The following is a 15,160-nucleotide window of genomic DNA, read 5'->3' as shown; positions in this document are numbered from 1 at the left end:
GATTCTCCTGCTGTTACTTCTGTGCGGCTTCGAAGAGGGCGAGCACGTCGTCCGAGGACTCGGTGATCGTCAGCGTGACGACGGGGCGGCCGTGCTCGGCGAGCACAGCGGCGTCACCCGCGGCCTGAGCCTGGATGAGCTGCCCGAAGGTGAAGGGGCGGTCCGGGATCTCGAGGTCGACCTCGGTGCGCTCCAGGATCTGCAGGAACACGCCCTGCGCGGGGCCGCCCTTGTGGTACTGGCCGGTCGAGTGCAGGAACCGTGGTCCCCATCCGAACGTGGTCGGTCGGCCGGAGTCCGCCGCGACGAGTTCGCGCAGGCCCTGGAGCTGCGGCACCTCGAGGCGGTTGACATATGCCTGGATCGACACATAGCCGTCTGCTGGGAGCTGCGCCCAGAGTGCATCGAGCACGCCCTCGACGCTGCCCGAGGCAGCCAGTGCCGGATCCGACACACGCACCTCGACGCCGTTCTCGACGAAGGCCGGAGCGGTCGGCTCCGGGCGGGCGTCGAGGAGTCCGCGGGCAGCGATCTTCGCTGACTCGACGTCGGGCTGATCGAACGGGTTGATGCGGAGCAGATGACCGGCGATCGCCGTGGCGTACTCCCACACGATGAGCTGGGCGCCGAGAGTTCCGCTGACGAGGATCTCGCCCTCATGACGCTCGTGCAGGTGGAACTCGTTCGCGTCGTCGACCAGACGGACGATCTGCAGGTCGGCCGGCACCGGGTCGAGCTCGGGGGAGACCGGGAGCAGCACGACCGGGAGGATTCCGGTGCCGTCCTTGCCCGTGGATTCGGCGATGAGCTGCTCGATCCAGTCGGGGAGACCCTTGATGTGCGTCCCGTCGGTGATCAGGCCCAGCTTGTCGCGCCGCGGGTTCGTCGCGGCGATGGCCGCACCCAGACGAAGGGCCGGGTTCTCAGCCGAGTCGATGGCGACCTCGAGCGACGAGGCCTCTGCCTCGTTCAGCAGTTCATCGATGTCGACGCCGGCGAGGCCTGAAGGCACCAGACCGAAGGCGGTGAGGGCCGAGTAGCGCCCTCCGACGTTGGGGTCGGCGTTGAAGACGCGGTATCCCGCCTCACGAGCCGAGACGTCGAGCGGGGAGCCCGGGTCGGTGACGACCACGATGCGCTCGACCGGGTCGATTCCGAGGTCACGGAACGCGGCCTCGAACGTGCGGCGCTGGGAGTCGGTCTCGACGGTGGATCCCGACTTCGACGACACGACCAGGACGGTGTCGGTGAGGCCCTCGTCGAGCGCTGCGAGCACCTGGCCGGGAGCGGTCGAGTCGAGGATCGTCAACGGCACCCCGGCGGTCTGTGCGATCACCTCGGGAGCGAGCGAGGAGCCGCCCATTCCCGCGAGCACGACGCGTGTGACGCCCTTGGCGTTCAGATCGGCACGCAGCGCGACGATCTCGGCGACCAGCGGACGGGAAACCGACACGGCTTCGACCCATCCGAGCCGGACGGTGGCCTCAGCCTCGGCTGCGGGACCCCAGAGGGTCGCGTCCCCACCGGTGATACGCGAGGCGATCAGGTCGTGGACGAGGCTGGGCACCGTCTCGTCGATCGCGGCGCGGGCCGCTCCGGAGGTGTGGATCGAGAAGGTCATCGCTGCGACTCCAGACCTTCGGCGACCTGGCTCAGCAGGTCGTGCCACGAATCGATGAACTTCGCGACGCCCTCATCCTCCAGAACCTGGGTGACGTCGGCGAAGTCGATGCCGACCTCGGCGATGCCGGCGAAGACGGCTCGGGCCTCTTCGTAGCCGCCCGTGATGGTGTCGCCGGTGACGACGCCATGGTCGAAGGTCGCCTCGAGGGTCTTCTCGGGCATCGTGTTGACGACGCCCTGGGCCACGAGCTCGGTGACATACAGGGTGTCGGGGAGCGCGGGGTCCTTGACACCGGTCGAAGCCCACAGCGGGCGCTGGGGGTTCGCTCCGGAGCCGATCAGCGCCGTGGCGCGGTCTCCGGCGAACGTCTGCTCGAACAGCTCGTAGGCGAGGCGTGCGTTGGCCAGGCCGGCTTTGCTCTTGAGCGCCTCGGCGACATCCGTGCCGATCGCGGTGAGGCGCTTGTCGGTCTCGGTGTCGACGCGAGAAACGAAGAACGAGGCGACGGAGTGGATGGTCGACAGGTCGATACCCGCGGCCTTCGCCGTCTCGAGACCGGTGAGGTACGCCTCGATGACCTCGGCGTAGCGCTCCAGGCTGAAGATCAGCGTGACGTTGACACTGATGCCGGCCCCGATCGCCTCGGCGATGGCCGGAAGGCCGGCCTTCGTCGCGGGAATCTTCACGAGGAGGTTCGGGCGGTCGACCTTGGCCCACAGCTCCTTGGCCTGAGCCACGGTGCCGGCGGTGTCATGCGCCAGATCGGGGGAGACCTCGATCGAGACACGACCGTCGACGTGGTTCGAGGCTTCCCAGACGGGACGGAACACGTCGAGTGCTGCGGCGACGTCCTGCGTGGTGGCGGCGAAGACCGCTTCCTCGGCGGTCGCACCGGAGGCAGCGAGCTCGGTCACCTGAGCGTCGTACGATGTGTCGTTCTTGTCGGTGATCGCGTTCGCGAAGATCGTCGGGTTGGTCGTGACACCCACGACGTTGCGCGACGAGATCAGGTCGGCGAGGTTGCCGGATGAGATCCGTGTGCGGGAGAGGTCGTCGAGCCAGATGCTGACGCCGGCGGCGGCGAGCTGTTCGGTGGGGGTGCTCATGCGTTCTCCTTGGTGCTGTTGGCCGCGATGGTCTCGCGGGCGGCCGCGATGACGGCCTCGGTGGTGATGCCGAACTTCTCGAAGAGGGTCTTGTAGTCGGCGGAGGCGCCGAAGTGGTCGATGCCGACCGAGCGGCCGCGGTCGCCCACGATGCCACGCCAGGTGAGTACGGAACCGGCCTCGACCGATACGCGGGCGGTGACGGATGCCGGCAGCACGCTCTCGCGGTACGCCGCGTCCTGCTCGTCGAACCACTCCAGCGAAGGCGCGGAGACGACCCGGACGTTCACACCCTCAGCGGCCAGCGTCTCGCGGGCGTTGACGGCGAGCTGCACTTCGGATCCGGTGGCGATGATGATGACGTCCGGTGAGCCGCTCGGTGCCTCGGCGAGCACGTATGCACCCTTGGCCGCGTTGTCCGCCGAAGCGAACACGTCACCAGAGGCTGCACCTTCGCCACGCTCGAACACCGGGATGTTCTGGCGGGTCAGAGCGATACCCGTCGGGCCTTCGTGGCGGCGGAGGATCTCGAGCCAGGTCGCGGCTGTCTCGTTCGCGTCGGCAGGGCGCACGACCGAGAAGTTCGGGATCGCGCGAAGCGTCGCGAGCTGCTCGATCGGCTGGTGGGTCGGGCCGTCCTCGCCGAGGGCGACCGAGTCGTGCGTCCAGACGAAGATGCTCGGCACGTTCATGAGCGCGGCGAGACGCACCGACGGACGCATGTAGTCGCTGAAGATGAGGAAGGTTCCGCCGAAAGCGCGGGTGGGTCCATGCAGCACGATGCCGTTGATGATCGCGCCCATGGCGTGCTCGCGGATGCCGAAATGCAGCACCCGGCCGTAGGGATTGCCCGACCACTCGTGGGTCGACCACTCGGCGGGGATGAACGACGGCGCACCCTTGATGGTGGTGAGGTTCGATTCGGCGAGGTCTGCAGAACCGCCCCACAGCTCCGGCAGCTCGGCAGCGAGGGCGTTGATGACCTGGCCGGATGCGGCACGGGTCGACACCTCCTTGCCGGACTCGAACACCGGAAGTGTGCTCGTGATGTCGGAGGGGAGCTCCTGCGCCTCGAGGCGGTCGAGCAGAGCCTTCTTCTCGGGGTTCGCTGCAGCCCAGGCGTCGAACGACTTCTGCCAGGTGGCACGAACCTCGGCGGCGCGTGCGGCGAGGCCGCGGGTGTGCGCGATGACGTCGTCGGCGACCACGAAGCTCTGCTCCGGGTCGAAGCCGAGGACCTTCTTCGTCGCGGCCAGCTCGTCGGCGCCGAGGGCTGAGCCGTGGATCTTGCCGGAGTTCTGCTTGCCAGGCGACGGCCAGCCGATGATGGTCTTGAGGATGATGAGCGACGGCTTCGAGGTCTCGCCCTGAGCTGCCTCGATCGCGGCGTTCAGCTCGGCGACGTCTTCGACGTACTCGCCGGTCTTCTTCCAGTCGACGACCTGCACCTGCCAGCCGTACGACTCGTAGCGCTTCGCGACGTCTTCGGTGAAGGCGACGTTCGTGTCGTCCTCGATCGAGATCTGGTTCGAGTCGTAGATCGCGATCAGGTTTCCGAGCTGCTGGTGGCCGGCAAGCGACGAAGCCTCGCTGGTCACGCCTTCCTGGAGGTCGCCGTCGCCGGCGATCACGTACACGAAGTGGTCGAACGGGCTCGTGCCCGCTGCGGCCTCGGGGTCGAAGAGGCCACGCTCGTACCGTGCGGCATAAGCGAAGCCCACCGCCGACGCGAGCCCCTGGCCGAGGGGGCCGGTCGTGATCTCGACGCCCTTGGTGTGGCCGTACTCCGGGTGGCCCGGCGTGAGCGAGCCCCAGGTGCGCAGCGCCTTGAGATCGTCGAGCTCGAGACCGAAGCCGCCGAGGTAGAGCTCGACGTACTGGGTGAGGGAGGAGTGCCCGACCGACAGGATGAATCGGTCCCGTCCGAGCCAGTCGGTGTCGGTGGGGTCGTGCCGGAGCACTCGCTGGTAGAGGAGGTACGCGGCAGGAGCGAGGCTCATCGCCGTGCCGGGGTGACCGTTACCGACCTTCTCCACGGCGTCAGCCGCCAGGATTCGAGCGGTGTCCACCGCGCGCCGATCGATCTCATCCCACTGCAATTCCGACACGTTCATGCCCTTTCCGACAGTTTCGAGGGCGCCCGTATTCCCTGGCGCATCCGCATCATCACGGAGAGTGTGCACATCGCCGGGCGCGCGAGTGGTTTCAGCATAGCGGTGACGGGAGTTGCGCTACGCGGGCCCGCGAGCCGGAAGACGTCATCCCGTGTCATACACTGGAGAGGTTGTCCGGTCACACGTGCGGAGGAGGCGATCGAGATCTCGACGATGTCTGATCAGACCGTGAGGAAGTCGTCCATCGGTCGCACGGTGAAGGCTTACGTCACACTCACCAAGCCGCGCGTGCTCGAGCTGCTGCTCGTCTCCACGGTTCCCGTGATGTTCCTGGCGCAGGGTGGGCTGCCTAACCTCTGGCTGGTGCTCGCGACCGTCATCGGCGGTTCCTTGAGTGCCGGTTCCGCCGCGTCGTTCAACATGTACCTCGATCGCGACATCGACGCGCACATGCACCGCACCGAGAATCGGCCGCTGGTCACCGGCGAGGTCAGCCCCCGCGGCGCGTTGATCTTCTCCTGGACGCTCGCCATCGTCTCGACGGTCTGGCTGCTGGCCACGACCAACTGGCTCACAGCCGCGCTGTCGGCGGCGGCGATCTTCTTCTACGTCGTGATCTACACGATGATCCTCAAGCGCCGCACCGAGCAGAACATCATCTGGGGCGGCATCGCGGGTTGCTTCCCGGTGCTCATCGGCTGGTCCGCCGTCACCGGGTCGCTCGACTGGCCGGCCTTCATCCTCTTCCTCCTCGTCTTCCTCTGGACGCCGCCGCACTACTGGCCGCTGTCGATGAAGTACCGGGACGATTACGAGGACGTCGACGTTCCGATGCTGGGCGTCACTCGCAACGCTTCGCAGGTCGGCCTCCAGGTGATCCTCTACGCCTGGGCGACCGTGGCCTGCTCGCTCCTGCTGGTGCCGATCGCGAACATGGGGCTCGTGTACACGGTCTCCGCCGCGGTGTTCGGCGGTTGGTTCATCTACGAGTCGCATCGCCTGTACAACCGGGCGGTGCACGGAACCGAGCCGCGGCCGATGCGCGTGTTCCACGCCTCGATCACCTACCTGACGTTGATCTTCGTCGCGGTCGCGGTCGACCCGCTGCTTCCGTTCTGAAAACGACGGAGCGGCGCCGATTTCTCGACGCCGCTCCAGCTCACGATTTGTTCAGTTGCGTGTGATCGTGGGTGCCGTCTCGTCCGTCTCGGCGGCGACGCCGTTTGCGTCGGCAACGGCGTTCGTTTCGGCGGCGTTCGTGTCAGCGGTGCTCGTGTCAGCGGTGCTCGTGGCGGCGTCGGCAGCAACGTCCGACGCCTGTGCGGTCCCGACCGGCACCTGGTTCTCGTCGGCCTCGACCGTCCAGTCGATCGCCTCGACGACAGCCGGGGCAGGTGTGGGAACGAGGGCGCGTGCAGCGACGAGCGCCAGCGACAACAGAACTCCGATGATTCCGGCAGTGAGCACGCCGGTACCCACGACGATGATCGACGGGCCGACGTACACGTCGACTCCGGTGGCTGTCTGATCGAGGATCTTCGCCGACATCGAGCCGATCTGACCGGAGACGAGCCAGCCGCCGACTGCCGTGGCGGCGAGGGAGACGACGAGGAGGAGCCAGAATCCGATGCTTCGTGAGAGTGACTTGTTCATGTCGCCCACCTTCTCGGACGCTCTGATGAGTCCGCGATGCGCGAGCTATGGATCGACTGTGTGACCTCAGTCGTCTGTGCCGACCGGGCGCTTCAGACGCAGCACCACGACTGTGTACGTGGCCGCCGAGAGCGAAGCCAGAACCATGTGGATGCCGACGAGCAACGGGGGGAGCCCCTCTCGGGCCTGCCAGATGCCGACACCGACCTGCACCAGGATCGCGAGCACCAGGACGAGCAGCCAGCGCCGCGGCTCCAGGCGGAGAACCCAGGCCGAGATCGTCAGGAAGAGCACGAGCGCGGCGAGGATGTAGCCCGGCCAGGAATGCACGTGCGCGAGCACCGTCGCGTCGAAGCCGTGGCGCAGCACGTCGGCGTCGCCGGAGTGCGGTCCTGATCCGGTGGTCAGCACGCCGAACACGATCGTCACTGCGAGCGCGAGTCCGGTCACGTGGGTGACGGCAGCGAACCATGCCGGAACGGCGCGTTCACGCGGTCCGGGCGTTGCTTTCAGTCGCACGAGGAAAGCAGCGGTGATGCAGACGAGCAGCAACGACGATGTGTAGTGGAACCCCACGATGAAGGGGTTCAGGCCGGTCAGCACCGTGATGCCACCGACGAGCGCCTGCGCGACCACGCCGATGAGCGTGAGCCAGGCGAGCAGCACCAGGTCGCGCCGGTTCGGCGCGGTTCGAACGGAGTGCACGGCCGCCGCGATGACTGCGATCAGGAGCACGCCGGAGGCGATGGGGAAGGCGGGGACGTGGAAAGGCGCGGCGATCGCATACGCGACGCCGGCTGCGACGATGCCGCCAGCGGCGAACCAGAGCGCGTTGACCAGTCCGCGCTTGCCGCTGAACAGGTGCAGGACCAGGAGCACGACAGCCAGCGCGATGATGCCGACCACGCCCGTCATCAGACGGTTGCCGAACTCGATGATCCCGTGGATGCCCTGCACCTCGAGGATCGGCACCAGGGAGTCCGGTGTGCACAGCGGCCAGTCCGAGCATCCGAGTCCGGATCCCGTGAGGCGCACAGCGCCACCGGTGCCGATGATGATGGTCTCGCTGATGAACGACAACCACGCGAAGATCGTCAACGCACGCGCCCACACCGCGGAACGAGGGGCAACCGTTCGCGTCGTAGAGGAGGCGGGGATCATCGTCTCGGGCATAAGTCCTCCGGACCGCGCGCGACGTGGCGGGCATGGCCCGTCTGTCAGGCGGAACCTGTAGAATCGGATTGTTGCGATGAGCGCTGACAGCGCTGAAGCATCGTCAACAGTTTAGGCGCGATGGAAGCGCCGGTGATGAGGGCCCACCAACGGCACCCGCTCCCGCAGGCTCGACGGGGATCAGGTGTGTCGGGGCGGATGACACCGTTTGGGACCTGTGAGGAGAGTGTTGGATGTCGGATGTACTGATCGACCGCCCGGAGCTTGATGGTCTGGGGGTGTACGAGTTCGGCTGGCACGATGAAGATGCCGCTGGTGCCCTCGCGAAACGCGGTATCTCTGAAGAGGTCGTCCGCGGAATCTCGGCGCTCAAGAACGAACCCGAATGGATGCTGAAGACCCGTCTCAAGGGATACCAGCTCTTCGGGCGCAAGCCGATGCCGACCTGGGGCGCAGACCTCAGCGAGATCGACTTCGACAACATCAAATATTTCGTCCGCTCCACCGAGAAGCAGGCGCAGACGTGGGAAGACCTTCCCGCTGAGATCCGCGAGACCTACGAGCGCCTCGGCATCCCCGAGGCAGAGCGTCAGCGGCTCGTGGCCGGCGTCGCGGCTCAGTACGAGTCCGAGGTCGTGTACCACCAGATCCGTGAAGATCTGGAGCAGCAGGGTGTCATCTTCATGGACACCGACACGGCGCTCCGCGAGCACCCCGAGTTCTTCGAGGAGTACTTCGGCTCGGTCATCCCCGCCGGCGACAACAAGTTCGCGGCGCTGAACACGGCCGTCTGGTCGGGTGGTTCGTTCGTCTACGTCCCCAAGGGCGTGCACGTCGAGATCCCGCTGCAGGCGTACTTCCGCATCAACACCGAGAACATGGGTCAGTTCGAGCGGACGCTGATCATCGCCGACGAGGACAGCTATGTCCACTACATCGAGGGCTGCACCGCGCCGATCTACAAGTCGGACTCCCTGCACTCGGCAGTCGTCGAGATCATCGTGAAGAAGAACGCCCGCGTTCGGTACACGACGATCCAGAACTGGTCGAACAACGTCTACAACCTGGTCACCAAGCGGGCCGTGGCATACGAGGGCGCGACCATGGAGTGGGTCGACGGCAACATCGGCTCCAAGGTGACGATGAAGTACCCGTCCATCTACCTGATGGGCGAGCACGCCAAGGGCGAGACGCTCTCCGTCGCCTTCGCCGGCCCCGGTCAGCACCAGGACGCCGGCGCCAAGATGATCCACATGGCGCCCTACACGCAGTCGTCGATCGTCTCGAAGTCGATCGCTCGCGGTGGCGGACGCGCCGGCTACCGCGGTGAGGTGCGAGTGGACGCCGCGGCGCACCACTCCGCCAACACCGTGCGCTGCGACGCACTGCTGGTCGACACCAAGTCCCGCTCCGACACCTACCCGGCGATCGACATCCGTGTCGACGACGTGCAGCTCGGACACGAGGCCACGGTCTCGAAGGTGAGCGAGGAGCAGCTGTTCTACCTGCAGTCCCGTGGCATGCCCGAGGACGAGGCGATGGCGATGATCGTGCGCGGCTTCATCGAGCCGATCGCGCGTGAGCTCCCGATGGAATACGCGATGGAACTGAACAAGCTCATCGAGATGGGCATGGAAGGATCGGTCGGCTAGTGACCGCCGCTACGACAGCGCCTGCCGAGGCGCAGCACAGCAACGCGCCCGCGGGCGCACACATCGACCCGGCGGCGCAGGTCGCCGCCGCGGGGTTCGTCCCCGTCCAGACCCGCTCGGAGCGACCGCACTCCTTCGAGCCCGCCGACTTCGGTGTCCCCACGGGGCGCGAGGTCAACTGGAAGCACACACCGGTCGCTCAGCTCACCTCGCTGTTCGAGGTGGCGTCGCCGAATGACGGCGTCAGCTACACGTACAGCGCGGGGGAGCAGTACATCGCCGAGCCGCTCGCCGTCGGTGCGGCCCCCCGTGGCGAGATCTTCCTCGCCGAAGACGTGACGGCGGCCGTTGCATGGCAGGGAAGCGCCGAGGCGCTCCATGTGCGCATCCCGCGTGAAGAAGAAGTCGCCGAGCCGGTCTTCATCTCCATCGCGGGTCTCGGTGCGGATCGCCGTGCCGACGCGCACATCGTGATCGAAGCTCTCGAGCACAGCTCCGCGACCGTCGTGCTCCAGCACACGGGTTCCGCGCAGTACGCGCAGAACGTCGAGATCATCGTGCGCGACGGTGCCAAGCTCACGGTCATCAGCCTGCAGCAGTGGGCGGATGACGCGGTGCATGCGGCCGCTCACCAGGCACGGGTCGGCGCGGACGCGACTCTCAAGCACTTCGTGGTCAGCTTCGGCGGCGGCGTCGTTCGCGTGAACCCGAACGTCGAACTCGCGGGAGCAGGTTCCGAGGGTTATCTGTACGGGCTGTCCTATGCAGACGCAGGGCAGCACCTCGAGAGTCAGGTCTACCTGCACCACAAGGGACCGCACACCAAGGGCGACGTCCTCTACAAGGGTGCGCTGCAGGGACAGGGCGCGCACAGCGTCTGGATCGGCGACGTGCTCATCGGCGCCGATGCGACCGGCACCGACTCCTACGAGGCGAACCGCAACCTGGTGCTCACTGAAGGCGCACGCGCCGACTCGATCCCGAATCTCGAGATCGAGACCGGTGACATCCTCGGTGCAGGGCACGCGAGTGCTACCGGTCGCTTCGACGACGAGCAGTTGTTCTACCTGCAGGCGCGCGGCATCACCGAGGAAGAGGCTCGACGACTCGTCGTGCTCGGATTCCTCACCGACATCGTGCAGCGCCTCGGCATCCCCGCCCTCGAGACCGAGCTGCTGTCGGCGATCGAGACGGAGCTCGCCGAGGTGAGTGCATGACCGCCGAGCGCGTCTGCGGAGTCGCCGATCTCGAGCAGGACATGCCGTTGCGTGTCGAGCCGAGCGGCGTGCCCATCACGGTGATCAAAGACGGTGAAGGCGTCATCCACGCCATCGGCGACACCTGCACCCACGGCGAAATCTCGCTGTCCGAGGGCTTCGTGGAAGGCGACACGGTGGAGTGCTGGGCACACGGCTCCGCCTTCTCGCTGCTCACCGGCAAGCCCCAGAATCTCCCCGCATATGAGCCCGTCCCCGTCTACGTCGTCCAGATCGACGGCGATGACGTGCTCATTGATCCGACTGTGATTAAGGAAGTCTGAAGAATGTCTGTTCTCGAGATCCGCGACCTGCATGTGACGGTCGAGACCGAGGCGGGGACCACCCCGATCCTCAACGGAATCAACCTCACCATGAACACCGGTGAGACCCACGCCATCATGGGCCCGAACGGGTCGGGCAAGTCGACGCTGGCCTACACGATCGCAGGTCACCCCAAGTACACGGTGGTCTCCGGTTCCATCACGTTCGACGGGCAGGACGTCCTGGCGATGAGCGTCGACGAGCGTGCTCGCGCGGGCCTCTTCCTCGCGATGCAGTACCCGGTCGAGATCCCGGGTGTCACCGTGACGAACTTCCTCCGTACGGCCAAGACGGCACTCGACGGCGAAGCGCCGGCGATCCGCGGCTGGACCAAGGACGTCAAGTCGGCCATGTCGAACCTGCGCATGGACCCGAAGTTCGCGCAGCGCAACGTCAACGAGGGATTCTCCGGCGGCGAGAAGAAGCGCCACGAGATCCTCCAGCTCGAGGTGCTGAAGCCGAAGTTCGCCATCCTCGACGAGACCGACTCCGGTCTCGACGTCGATGCGCTGAAGATCGTCTCCGAGGGTGTCAACCGCGCGAAGGAGTCCACGGGACTCGGTGTGCTGCTGATCACGCACTACACGCGCATCCTCCGCTACATCCGCCCCGACTTCGTTCACGTGGTCGTCGCGGGCAAGATCGTCGAAGAAGGCGGCCCGGAGCTCGCAGACCGGCTGGAGAACGAGGGATACGACCGTTTCCTCGACCCTGCAGCTCCTATCGAGGCGTAGGCTGATCGCATGACAGCGACCCTGACTGACGAGAAGTACGACGCGGTCACTGAGGCTCTCAAAGACGTCATGGACCCCGAGCTCGGGATCAATGTCGTCGACCTCGGCCTCATCTACGACCTCGCGTGGGATGACGAGAACGATGCTCTCGTCATCCACATGACGTTGACCAGTGCCGGCTGCCCGCTCACCGATGTTCTCGAGGACCAGACCGCTCAGGCTCTGGACAGCGTCGTCGATCGATTCCGCATCAACTGGGTCTGGATGCCGCCGTGGGGTCCGGAGAAGATCTCGGACGATGGGCGCGACATGATGCGCGCCCTCGGCTTCGCGATCTGACCCGCACGGAGACCCGCCGCTAAGCGGTTTCGACGCGCGCGTCGAATCAGATGACATAGCGATGTCGCGTGTCGGAACCTCGGGAGAACGAATGCTTCAGGTGAAAGCTCTGCCTCTGGCGGAGCTCCGTGAGCGCAGCAGCGAGAAGTGGCGGGAGTACCCTGCCGACGTTCTGCCGCTGTTCGTCGCCGAGACCGATTTTCCGTTGGCGCCGGCCATCTCCACGGCGCTGCAACGCGCCGTCGAGATCGGCGACACCGGGTATGTCGCTTCGCGAACACCTCTTGCGGAGTCGTTCGCAGCGTTCGCTGTCCGCCGCTACGGGTGGGAGCCCGACCCCGCGCGCATGCGCAGCACCGCAGACGTGAGTATGGGGATCGTCGAGATCCTCCGTCGTGTCACGCAGCCGGGCGAACGGGTCGTCGTGACGCCGCCCGTCTATCCGCCCTTCTATGACCTGGTGGCCGAAGCCGGCGCCGAGGTCGAACGAGTGCCTCTTCGCGACACCGGGACCGGATGGCAGCTCGACCTCGACGGTATCCGTGCGGCCTTCGATGACGGCGCGACCGCGATTCTGCTCTGCAACCCGCACAACCCGACGGGCACGGTGCACGACAGGGAAAGCCTCTCTGCACTCGCGGAGCTGGCTGACGAGTTCGGTGTCGCGGTCGTCTCCGACGAGATCCACGCGCCGCTCGCGCAGCCGGGCACCGGTTTCACCCCGTTCCTCGCAGTGAGCGACGCGGCACAGCGGGTGGGCTATGCGGTGGTCAGCGCCAGCAAGGCGTTCAACCTCGCAGGGCTGAAGTGCGCCCTCATGGTCGCTGCCGACGAGGAGACGAGTGCCGTCCTGCGTGGACTCCCCGTCGAGGTCGAGTGGCGTACCGGACAGTTCGGTCTGCTCGCCGCGGTCGCCGCGTTCTCAGAGGAGAGCGACCCCTGGCTCGACGGGCTGCTGCGTACCCTCGACCAGAACCGCGTGCTCCTGGAAGATCTCCTCGCCGCACGGCTTCCTGGTGCGCGCTATCGCATTCCCGACGCCGGGTACCTCGCGTGGATCGATCTCTCGGCGCTGGAGTGGGGCGAGAATCCGGCTCGACGCATCCTGAAGGACGCAAGAGTCGCCCTGCACTTCGGGCCGGCCTTCGGTGCCGAGGGCGCGGGTCATGTGCGACTGAACTTCGGAACGAGTCCGGAGATCCTCACTGAGGCCATCGAGCGCATCGCGACGCTCGTGGGCCGATGACCGCCCCGGTCGACGCCGCCACCATCTGGGATCGCCAGCGCATCTGGGTGACTCTCGGTGCGGTCGCCCTCATCTTCCTCGCGGCGATCGAAGCGCTGGCGGTCACGACGGTGATGCCCATCGTCAGTGAGGCGCTCAACGGCGAGGCCCTTTTCGCCGTTGCGTTCGCCGGCACTCTCGCGACCAGCGTGATCGGAATGGTGGCGACCGGAGCGTGGTCGGATGCTCGCGGACCTCGTGGCGCACTGTACGTAGCGGTCACGCTCTTCATCATCGGTCTGCTGATCTCGGGTTTCGCGGTGACGATGCACCAGTTCCTCATCGGTCGTCTGGTGCAGGGGCTCGGAACAGGTGGGCAGACCGTCGCACTGTATGTGGTCGTGGCGAGGCTGTACCCGCCGCATCTGCACGGCCGGATCTTCGCGGCTTTCGCAGCCGCTTGGGTCGTACCCTCGATGGTCGGTCCGTTCCTCGCCGGAGCGGTGGCGGAGTACCTCGATTGGCGTTGGGCGTTCCTGGGCGTCGCCGTGCTCACGGCTGCGGCGTTCCTGATGATCGCCGTCCGGCTCCGCGGTGTCGATCTGGGGAGAGGGGAGCCGCAGGACCGGCGAGCGCTCATCGTGCGACTGGTGCTCGCCGTCGTAGTCGCCGTGCTCGCCGTCGTTATCGGCTTCTCGGCGGATATGGACCCCGGTATCGGCTGGCCGGTGGCGCTCGGGGCCGTACTGGCGATCGGATTCGCCGTCCTGCCGTTGTTGCCCCGGCGCACGCTTCGGGCGGGGCCGGGGCTGCCGAGCGTCGTGCTGATGCGAGGCATCGTGGCGGGGGCGTTCTTCGCCACGGAGGCCTACATCCCGTATCTGCTGATGAGGAAGTTCGATTTCAGCGCGACCTGGGCCGGGATCGCCCTGATGCTCGCCGCCCTGGCCTGGGCGGGGGCATCGGCTCTGCAGGGGCGATACGGCGAGCGGCTGGGGAATCACCGGATCACGGTGATCAGTCTCGGCTCGCTCCTGATCGCGATGCTGTGCGTGCTCGCCGCCGCAGCGTTCGATGTCTCGGCTGCCGTCGTCGTGCTGGGTTGGGCGTTCGCCGGAGGCGGGATGGGGCTGCTCTACCCGCGCCTGACCGTGCTGACGCTGGCCTACTCGAACGTCACCAACCAGGGTTTCAACTCATCTGCGCTGTCGATCTCCGACGCCACCGGGTCGGCCGTCGCGATCGCATTGGCCGGGCTCGGTGTCGCCTCCCTCGGCGGTGAGGCGGGAGCGTTCGGCGCGGTGTTCGCGTTCTGCATCGCGCTCGTCGTGCTTGCTGTGGTTCCCGGCCTCAGACTCGGGCATGCGGCGGAGTCGCCGGCGCACTGAGTTCTCCGGCGAGGGCCGTGATCCCGAGATCGAACACGCGATCGAGTCCGGCGGTGACGTCGACCTCTCCCGCGTCGGGGAGGGCCCCATAGCTGTCAGCGTGCATGCGCTGCTGAACAAGCGTGGCGTGTCCGAGCACGAAATGCAGGATCGCTGCGCCTCGGTCTTCAGGGGCGGAAGCACCTTGCGCGTGCAGCGCCTCGGTCAGTGCGCTCTGGGCCTGTGAGGAGCCGAGCTGGAGGGCATAGGTGCTGAGGACCAGCTCAGCGCCGTCGCGGTAGGCGAAGAGCGCGTCGCGAATACCGCGTGCGGTCGCCAGCACGTCGGCGCCCCCGCGGGGGATCGATGCCGTGATCCGATCGGCGAGCTCGGCGAGCAGCTCCTGCTTGCTCGCGAAGTGCCAGTACAACGCGCTCGGCTGTACGTCCAATCCTGCGGCGATGCGCCGCATCGAGAGGTCTGCGAGCCCGACTTCGTCGAGCAGGGCGAGTGCGCTCCTGGCGACGCTGTCGCGATCGTGTCGTGCCGGATTGGGGTCTGGGCTCATCCTCCGATTATAGTGAACGACGTTC

Annotated in this window: 14 protein-coding genes; 8 read left to right on the top strand and 6 right to left on the bottom strand. The window is 66.6% G+C overall.

The genetic code is table 11. The features are described from left to right. Positions 1–13: 13 nt before the first annotated feature. The 3 genes from ACIQTX_RS12860 to tkt are packed head-to-tail and all read right to left on the bottom strand — an operon-like array spanning position 14 to position 4,838. Complete coding sequence (locus ACIQTX_RS12860; RefSeq protein WP_402972548.1) at positions 14–1,621, bottom strand: glucose-6-phosphate isomerase; 1,608 nt, start codon at positions 1,619–1,621, stop codon at positions 14–16. Further along, positions 1,618–2,730 carry a transaldolase gene (tal, locus tag ACIQTX_RS12855; protein WP_402972546.1) on the bottom strand — a complete coding sequence of 371 codons (1,113 nt, stop codon included), beginning with the start codon at positions 2,728–2,730 and terminating at the stop codon, positions 1,618–1,620. The genes ACIQTX_RS12860 and tal overlap by 4 nt, the downstream gene beginning before the upstream one ends. Next, positions 2,727–4,838 carry a transketolase gene (gene tkt, locus ACIQTX_RS12850; protein ID WP_402973062.1) on the bottom strand — a complete coding sequence of 704 codons (2,112 nt, stop codon included), beginning with the start codon at positions 4,836–4,838 and terminating at the stop codon, positions 2,727–2,729. The genes tal and tkt overlap by 4 nt, the downstream gene beginning before the upstream one ends. Before the next feature lie 219 nt (positions 4,839–5,057). Between tkt and ACIQTX_RS12845 the strand changes: the two genes are divergently transcribed. After that, positions 5,058–5,963 (top strand): heme o synthase, encoded by a 906-nt coding sequence (locus tag ACIQTX_RS12845; RefSeq protein WP_028501683.1) that lies wholly within the window; start codon positions 5,058–5,060, stop codon positions 5,961–5,963. A gap of 51 nt (positions 5,964–6,014) precedes the next feature. Here ACIQTX_RS12845 and ACIQTX_RS12840 read toward each other — a convergent pair whose 3' ends face one another. Next, positions 6,015–6,497, bottom strand: a complete 483-nt coding sequence (locus tag ACIQTX_RS12840; protein ID WP_402972544.1) for a hypothetical protein — start codon at positions 6,495–6,497, stop codon at positions 6,015–6,017. 66 nt (positions 6,498–6,563) lie between these two features. After that, the gene (locus ACIQTX_RS12835; protein WP_402972542.1) at positions 6,564–7,670 is read right to left on the bottom strand and encodes a heme A synthase; all 1,107 of its coding nucleotides are present in this window, start codon (positions 7,668–7,670) and stop codon (positions 6,564–6,566) included. 233 nt (positions 7,671–7,903) lie between these two features. On the opposite strand from ACIQTX_RS12835, the gene sufB reads away from it, so the two are divergent. The 7 genes from sufB to ACIQTX_RS12800 all read left to right on the top strand — a co-directional run bounded on the left by sufB (position 7,904) and on the right by ACIQTX_RS12800 (position 14,588). Then, on the top strand, positions 7,904–9,322 hold the full coding sequence (sufB, locus tag ACIQTX_RS12830; protein WP_028501686.1) for a Fe-S cluster assembly protein SufB: 1,419 nt from the start codon (positions 7,904–7,906) through the stop codon (positions 9,320–9,322). Continuing rightward, positions 9,322–10,539 (top strand): Fe-S cluster assembly protein SufD, encoded by a 1,218-nt coding sequence (gene sufD, locus ACIQTX_RS12825; protein WP_402972540.1) that lies wholly within the window; start codon positions 9,322–9,324, stop codon positions 10,537–10,539. Before sufB ends, sufD begins: the two co-directional genes overlap by 1 nt. Then, on the top strand, positions 10,536–10,862 hold the full coding sequence (locus ACIQTX_RS12820; RefSeq protein ID WP_028501688.1) for a non-heme iron oxygenase ferredoxin subunit: 327 nt from the start codon (positions 10,536–10,538) through the stop codon (positions 10,860–10,862). The genes sufD and ACIQTX_RS12820 overlap by 4 nt, the downstream gene beginning before the upstream one ends. Before the next feature lie 3 nt (positions 10,863–10,865). After that, positions 10,866–11,636, top strand: coding sequence for a Fe-S cluster assembly ATPase SufC (gene sufC / locus ACIQTX_RS12815; protein WP_028501689.1), 771 nt, complete (start codon positions 10,866–10,868; stop codon positions 11,634–11,636). Positions 11,637–11,645: 9 nt separating this feature from the next. Beyond that, positions 11,646–11,975 carry a metal-sulfur cluster assembly factor gene (locus ACIQTX_RS12810; RefSeq protein WP_028501690.1) on the top strand — a complete coding sequence of 110 codons (330 nt, stop codon included), beginning with the start codon at positions 11,646–11,648 and terminating at the stop codon, positions 11,973–11,975. A gap of 91 nt (positions 11,976–12,066) precedes the next feature. Next, positions 12,067–13,221 carry a MalY/PatB family protein gene (locus ACIQTX_RS12805; RefSeq protein ID WP_402972537.1) on the top strand — a complete coding sequence of 385 codons (1,155 nt, stop codon included), beginning with the start codon at positions 12,067–12,069 and terminating at the stop codon, positions 13,219–13,221. Next, the gene (locus tag ACIQTX_RS12800; protein WP_402972535.1) at positions 13,218–14,588 is read left to right on the top strand and encodes an MFS transporter; all 1,371 of its coding nucleotides are present in this window, start codon (positions 13,218–13,220) and stop codon (positions 14,586–14,588) included. The genes ACIQTX_RS12805 and ACIQTX_RS12800 overlap by 4 nt, the downstream gene beginning before the upstream one ends. On the opposite strand, the gene ACIQTX_RS12795 is transcribed toward ACIQTX_RS12800, so the two are convergent. Beyond that, positions 14,551–15,135, bottom strand: a complete 585-nt coding sequence (locus ACIQTX_RS12795; RefSeq protein ID WP_402972533.1) for a TetR family transcriptional regulator — start codon at positions 15,133–15,135, stop codon at positions 14,551–14,553. The genes ACIQTX_RS12800 and ACIQTX_RS12795 overlap by 38 nt on opposite strands. Positions 15,136–15,160 lie beyond the last annotated feature (25 nt).

Source organism: Microbacterium sp. NPDC090281 (assembly GCF_044769635.1).
Classification (GTDB): domain Bacteria; phylum Actinomycetota; class Actinomycetes; order Actinomycetales; family Microbacteriaceae; genus Microbacterium.
Note: the sequence above shows the minus strand (reverse complement) of the source record. Positions and strands in the feature narration are given on the sequence as shown.